The sequence below is a fragment of the uncultured Leptotrichia sp. genome (genome assembly GCF_938036635.1).
In the GTDB taxonomy this organism is placed as follows: Bacteria; Fusobacteriota; Fusobacteriia; order Fusobacteriales; family Leptotrichiaceae; genus Leptotrichia; species Leptotrichia hongkongensis.
In genome coordinates this window covers 1-6,752 of the sequence record NZ_CALHQO010000319.1, presented here as the reverse complement: position 1 = coordinate 6,752, position 6,752 = coordinate 1, and the positions used below count along the sequence as shown (strand labels likewise).

Below are 6,752 nucleotides of genomic sequence, written 5' to 3'. Positions count from 1 at the left end.
ATGATTTATTTAGATAATTCTGCTAGCACAAAGCCGTATAAAGAAGTTATAGATGTGCTAGTTCAGACAATGGAGGAAAATTATGCGAATGCTGATGCGATTCATGATTTTTCTCATAAAATTCTTTTGAAAATAAAAAAGGCTAGAAAAATTGTGGCTGATTATCTAAAAGTGGAGGCTGACAGAATTTATTTTACAGCAGGAGGCGGAGATGGAAATAATCTTTTGCTGCAAGGGGTTATCAATGCAAATTCCCGTATAAAAAAGCATCTGATTACGACAAAGATTGAGCATCCATCTGTCTATGAAGTATTTAGGCATTATGAAAATGCTGGTTTTGAAGTTGATTATCTAGATGTTGATAGAGATGGATATGTAAATTTGGAGCAGCTTCAAGATGCAATTCGTGAAGATACATTGATTGTATCTGTAGGAGCAGTAAATAGTGAAACTGGAGCAATTCAGGATTTAGAAAAAATTTCGAAAATTATTCAATCAAAAAATAAAGACACGTATTTTCACACTGATTTTGTGCAAGGTCTTGGATGTACAAATATAAAATTTGATAAATTTCCTGTAGATGCAATAACAATAAGTGGACATAAAATTCATGCACCAAAGGGAATTGGAGCCATCTATATAAACAAACGTGTTAAAATTGCAAATATAATTTACGGTTCAAATGCTGAAAATGGAATTGTAAAAAGAACAATGCCTACGGAACTTATTCTTGCCTTTACAAAAGCTGTAGAAATTTTATCAAGGGAAGATAAACTAGAAATGGAGCATTCCCAAAAGATAAAGAAATTACTTGCAGACAGGATTTGTGAAGAGATTAATGATATTAAGCTTAATTCATCACTTAATCCTGAAAAATCAAGTCCAAAAGTTTTGAATATTTCTTTTAAGGGAACAAAAGCCGAAGTATTGACACATTTTCTGGGAATGTATCAAATTTATGTTTCTACAGGCTCGGCTTGTTCATCAAAAAAAGGAAATAGCAGAATACTTGAAGTTATGGGGCTTAATCAATCTGAACTGGATGGAGCGATAAGATTTAGTTTTTCAAAAGATAATACTGAAGAACAGATTGCTGAAGTTGTCAAAAGGCTAAAGGAAAGTGTGGAAAGAATTAGAAAAATGAGATAAAATTTTTTTTAATAATATTTAGAAAGGGAAAAAATGAAAAATTATACTAATAAAAATTTATTAGACGCAATAGGTCTTTCTTATGGAGAATTGTCACTGAAAGGGAAAAACAGGGGACAATTCGAAAAAAAATTACGAAATAAAGTCAATAAAGTGTTAAAGGGATTTGATTATCAGCTTTTTGACGATTTGTCAAAATTATATGTTTTAATAAATCCTCAAAATCTAGATGAAGTAACAGACAAGTTAAAAAAAGTTTTTGGAATAGTCGGACTTAATCAGTCAGCAAAAGTTGAAAGAAATGATGAAGTTATAAAGGAAAAAGTGCTAGAATTTGCAAATTATGCTTATGAAAATGGAGCTAGAACTTTTAAAATAACAGTCAATCGAAGTAATAAAGGATTTGAAAAAAAATCTATGGATTATGCACGTGAACTTGGAGGACATGTACTTGTAAACAGTCCGTTTGAAAAAGTTAAAATGAAAGATCCAGATGTTATGATAAATGTAGATATTAGAAAAAATGTTTATATCTACACAGATAGAATAAAAACTTATGGAGGACTTCCTCTTGGATCGACAGGAAAGGGGCTTGTTCTGTTATCTGGTGGAATAGATAGCCCAGTTGCTTCGTTTATGATGGCAAAAAGAGGGATGCGTCTGAACTTTATTACATTCCACAGTTTCCCATTTACAAGTCAGCAAGCTCTTGAAAAAGTAAAGGAGTTAACTGATATTTTATCACTTTATGTTGGAAAAACAAGACTTTATTCATTAAATATACTAAAAATTCAGGAAGCAATAAATACTCAGACAAAAAAAGATTTAGCAACAATTCTGACAAGACGTGCTATGATGCGTCTAGCTGAAAGATTGTCGAATACTATGCAATACCAAGCTTTAATTACAGGAGAAAGTCTTGGACAAGTGGCATCTCAAACAATGGGAGGGCTTACATGTACAAATGCTTCTGTAGAAAAATTGCCGGTATTTAGGCCTCTTATCGGAATGGACAAGACAGAAATAATTGAAATTGCAAAGGAAATAGAAACTTATGAAAAATCTATTGAACCGTATGAAGATTCATGTGTAATTTTTGCACCAAAGCATCCAGTTACAAATCCAAAGCTGGAAGATGTGCTGGAAGAAGAGGCAAAAATTGAAAATTATGATGAAATTATGAATGAAATTTTTGAAGAACGTGAGTATTTTAATTTTGGGTAAAAATAAATTTTAAAAAATAATAATGGAGAAATTTTATGGATGAAAAAAAAGAGTTGAAAAAACAAAAAAAAGAAGCAGTAGAAAGTGGATTTAAGAAAAGAATTGAGGAAATAAAAAGGATAATTTATTTAATTTATAGAAATTATCGAGATGGAGAAACACAAATACTTGCAATTTCCCTTACTTACTACTCACTTTTAGCAATTTTTCCTGTAGTTGCCCTAGTTTTAGGAATTACAAAAGGATTTGGGCTAGATAAGATATTTATACAGAAATTTTTTGAATTATGGCCAGGAAACAACAGTTTTTTAAAAATAATTGTAGATATAGCACAAAGACTTTTGTTATCGACAGAAAGCAGTATATTAACAGGTGTAGGAATTGTAATTCTGATTTATTCCGCAGTAAAAGTTTTGATAATGTTGGAAAATTCATTTAATAAGATATGGAAAATTAACAAAAAAAGATCTATAACAAGAAGAGTTATTGACTATATTGCGATTATATTTTTAGGTCCAATATTTTTTGTGTTATTGTCGGCATTAAATTCGTTTGTAGTCGAGGAAATGGTAAAACATTTTCCAAGTAATGGTGTATTACTTAATTTGTTTATTGGACTTTTCGGGCCTGTGACATATATTATTCTGTTTAGTTATCTATTTTATATAATTCCGAAAATGTAAAAATAAAACCAGCTGTTTTTGCTGGAGTTGTAACAACAGCGCTTACTTTTGGATGGAAACTGTTATTTTTACTATTACAATCTTCAATTACAAAATATAATATAATTTATGGAAGCCTTGCATTAATTCCAATTTTTCTAATTTGGGTACAATATGTCTGGGTAACAATTTTATTAGGAGCACAAATAGCATTTTCAATTCAGACTTCTGATGAGTTTTTGTATAATGAAAAAATTGAAATGCCGATAAAGGTAAAAAGAGAAGCGGGAATTCTAATTCTATCATTAATAATTAAGAATTTTGTGGAAAAAAAGGAAGCATTTACATATCAGAAATTAACAGATAGACTAGGTATGGAAGTATTTTTTGTGAAAGAAGTGCTGTCTGATCTTGAAAAAATGGGATTTATAAATGAAGTGTTCTATGATAAAAATTCAGATAGCCAATATCAAGTTGCATATAGCCCTGAAACTATTACAATCAGAGAATTTATGAAAAAATTTGATACAAAAAATATTGAACATTATGAAAATATTTTTAGTAACTTGAATGAGGAGGATCAAAAACTTCTAGAAAAGATAAGAGAAAAACTGGCAATGAAAAAAATTGAGAGTTCTGAAGATGAAATTTCAAACGAACAAGAGGAATCAGAAGAAAAAAATTTTGATGACTCAGAAACTTCTATGAATTCAAGGAAATCAGAAGAATTGACAATAGATTTTCAAATTTCAAAACAATCAAAACAAAAAAATGAAAATTCACAAGTAAAAGATTCTCCTAAAATAATAAGAAAAGAAAAAATTAATCGTGAATCTGAAGTACAGCCAACTACAACAGATGTAGAAAATTCTGCAAATACACAGAAAAAAGCCAGATATGAAGATGGAACTTGGAAATTCTTTTAGCAAATAAAAAATTATGCAACTGAAAAGGAGACTTAGAAATGATAGTAATAGTACTAGTAATGACGATTATAAATATTATTTCAGTAGCCGCAATAATTATTTATCTCAATAGAAAAAATAATAAAAATACGGAAAAAATGATAATAAATCAAATAAATGAAAATAATAAGGAAAATTTTGAGGAAAATAAGAAAAAATTTGATGAAATTGAAAAATCAATAAATCTTAATACAAAAAATAATTTACTCGAAGGAATAAGCAATTTAGGAAATGTATTATCTGAAAATAATGAAAAACTTCTTTTAAGATTTAATGAGCTTGGACAGAATATAAATACCACGATGAATACCAATAATCAGCTTTTATCTAAGAATCATACCGAAAATACACAGCTTTTGACTACAAGTATGAATAATAATATTCAAAAACTGTCTGTCAGATTAAATGAAAATAATACAGCCTTGACAGGTGTTATGACTGAAAATAATCAGCATTTGACTAAAAATATAAATGAATTTAAGGATGGACTTAATAAAAATATAAATGAAAATTTTGAAAAATTAAGTCATAAAGTTGAAAGCAGACTTGATTTAATGAATACAAAGGTAGAAGAGCGCCTGTCGAAAGGGTTTGAAGAAACTACAAAAACTTTTGGAAATGTGCTGGAAAGATTAAGTAAAATTGATGAAGCACAAAAAAAGATAGAGGCATTATCAAGTAATGTTGTTTCACTTCAGGATATTTTAACAGATAAAAAAAGCCGTGGGATTTTCGGAGAAATTCAACTTTATCAAATATTATCTTCAGTTTTTGGAGAAAAAAATGATAAACTTTATCAAAAACAATATAAACTTTCAAATGGAACAATTGTTGATTCAATTATTTTTACTCCAGAACCCCTTGGCAACATCGCAGTTGACTCAAAATTCCCATTAGAAAATTACAGAAAAATGTATAATAATGAATTATCTCAGATTGAAAGAGAAAATGCTAGAAAAGATTTTGTGAGTGACTTGAAAAAACATATAGATGCGATTTCTTCAAAATATATAATAAAAAATGAAACAAGTGAACAAGCAATATTATTTCTTCCGGCTGAAGCAATTTTTGCTGAAATAAATGCTTATCATACAGACATAATTGAATATGCTTACAAGAAAAATGTACGAATAGCTTCACCAACAACATTAATTTCAGTATTGACAGTAATTCAGGTTACAATGACAAATTTGGAACGTGACAAATATGCAAACATAATTCAGCAAGAATTGGAAAAATTGAATGTTGAATTTACAAGATACCGTACACGTTGGGATAATTTGCAAAAGGATATTGAAAAAGTTTCCAAAGATGTAAAAGAAATAAACACAACTTCAAATAAAATAAGCAAAAGATTTGTAGAAATTTCAAATGCAAAATTTGAAGAAAAAATAGGAAATAACAATGCAGAAAGTTTTAAGATTTTAGAAATTGAAGAATAAATGAATCTGATAAATTTAACAAAAAAGTTATGCTAAATTTTATAAAAAATAGTTTTATACAATTTCTACTACAATTAAAATGGAAAAAAGTATTAGTATAAAAAGGAGAAAGAATAAACAATGCAAAAAAATGGAATAATATTTGGAAAATTTTATCCATTGCATACTGGACATGTTAATTTCATTCAAATAGCCAGTGGTTACGTAGAAAATTTATATGTTGTCGTATGTACAGATGATGATAGGGACAAAAAATTATATGAAGAATCAAAAATGAAGAAAATGCCGACCATAAAAGATAGAATCAGATTTGTAGAGAAAACTTTTAAACATCAGAAAAACATAAAAATAATACATCTTGCAGAAGATGGAATTCCTTTTTATCCAAATGGATGGAAACTATGGAGTGAAAGGGTACAGGAAGCACTTTTAAAAAATAAAATTAAAGTGGATGTAATTTTTACAAATGAAACTCAAGATGTAGAAAATTATAAAAATAATTTTTTAACATTACCAAATTTCGAAAAAACTTTTAATAAAAATTTGAAAATTCAATTAATAGACATAAATAGAAATAATTTTCATATCAGTGCAACAGAAATAAGAAAAAATCCATATAAAAACTGGTTTTTTATTCCAAAATATGTAAGAGAGTTTTTTGTCTTAAAAGTAGCAATAATCGGTTCAGAACACTCTGGAAAAACTAATTTGGCTCATAAATTATCCAATTACTACAACACAACTTACGTAAAAGAATATAGAAAAGAGTATATAAAAGAAGAATTACAGAATCATACAGAAAATATACAATATTCTGATTATAGCAATATTGCTTATGAACATAACAGAAGAATATTGGAATCTGTTAAAAATGCTGACAAACTAACTTTCATAGATACTGAATTTTCCTCTTTGCAGACTTTTTCAATAATTCAAAATTATCAAAAAAATCTAGTAATAGAAGATTTAATTAAACACAGCAGCTTTGATATACTAATATATATTGAAAAAGAAATAAATTCGAAAAATGAAAAACCTGAATTTGATAATATATTACAACACTTACTAAAAAAAAATAATCAGAAATTCATAAAATTGTTTTATAAAAACAATAAAAGTCTTACAGAAAATTATATAAAGAGTATTGAAATAATAAATAAATATCTCGAAATAAATTAAAAATAATTTATTGGAATAATATCATTAAAACTAAGAAATAACAAGTGCTTTCTAAGAGCTAAAAAATGATTTACGAATAAAAATATAAAAAAACTTTAAAAAAATGGAAAAAAGTAGTTGACAAAGGGGAG

Annotated in this window: 5 protein-coding genes and 1 pseudogene; all 6 read left to right on the top strand. The window is 27.6% G+C overall.

Going from position 1 to position 6,752, the window contains the following annotated elements; genetic code table 11:
• The coding region (locus Q0370_RS06365; RefSeq protein ID WP_299573585.1) for a cysteine desulfurase family protein at positions 1–1,149 on the top strand (1,149 nt) is incomplete at its 5' end.
• A gap of 33 nt (positions 1,150–1,182) precedes the next feature.
• Positions 1,183–2,373 (top strand): tRNA uracil 4-sulfurtransferase ThiI, encoded by a 1,191-nt coding sequence (thiI, locus tag Q0370_RS06360; RefSeq protein ID WP_299573583.1) that lies wholly within the window; start codon positions 1,183–1,185, stop codon positions 2,371–2,373.
• Between the two features lie 35 nt (positions 2,374–2,408).
• A pseudogene (locus tag Q0370_RS06355) lies at positions 2,409–3,202 on the top strand (YihY/virulence factor BrkB family protein); the annotation flags it as partial.
• Between the two features lie 72 nt (positions 3,203–3,274).
• Complete coding sequence (locus Q0370_RS06350) at positions 3,275–3,961, top strand: hypothetical protein (RefSeq protein WP_299573588.1); 687 nt, start codon at positions 3,275–3,277, stop codon at positions 3,959–3,961.
• A 38-nt stretch (positions 3,962–3,999) separates the two neighbouring features.
• Entirely contained in the window at positions 4,000–5,442 is a 1,443-nt protein-coding gene (locus Q0370_RS06345; protein ID WP_299573580.1) for a DNA recombination protein RmuC, read from the top strand.
• Between the two features lie 120 nt (positions 5,443–5,562).
• The gene (gene nadR / locus Q0370_RS06340) at positions 5,563–6,621 is read left to right on the top strand and encodes a multifunctional transcriptional regulator/nicotinamide-nucleotide adenylyltransferase/ribosylnicotinamide kinase NadR (RefSeq protein WP_299573577.1); all 1,059 of its coding nucleotides are present in this window, start codon (positions 5,563–5,565) and stop codon (positions 6,619–6,621) included.
• The last annotated feature ends 131 nt before the right edge of the window (positions 6,622–6,752 follow it).

Excerpts from the sequence above, each read along its gene's own strand:
- thiI (WP_299573583.1), top strand. The coding sequence starts at position 1,183 with ATGAAAAATTATACTAATAAAAATTTATTAGACGCAATAGGTCTTTCT.
- Q0370_RS06345 (WP_299573580.1), top strand. The coding sequence starts at position 4,000 with ATGATAGTAATAGTACTAGTAATGACGATTATAAATATTATTTCAGTA.
- nadR (WP_299573577.1), top strand. The coding sequence starts at position 5,563 with ATGCAAAAAAATGGAATAATATTTGGAAAATTTTATCCATTGCATACT.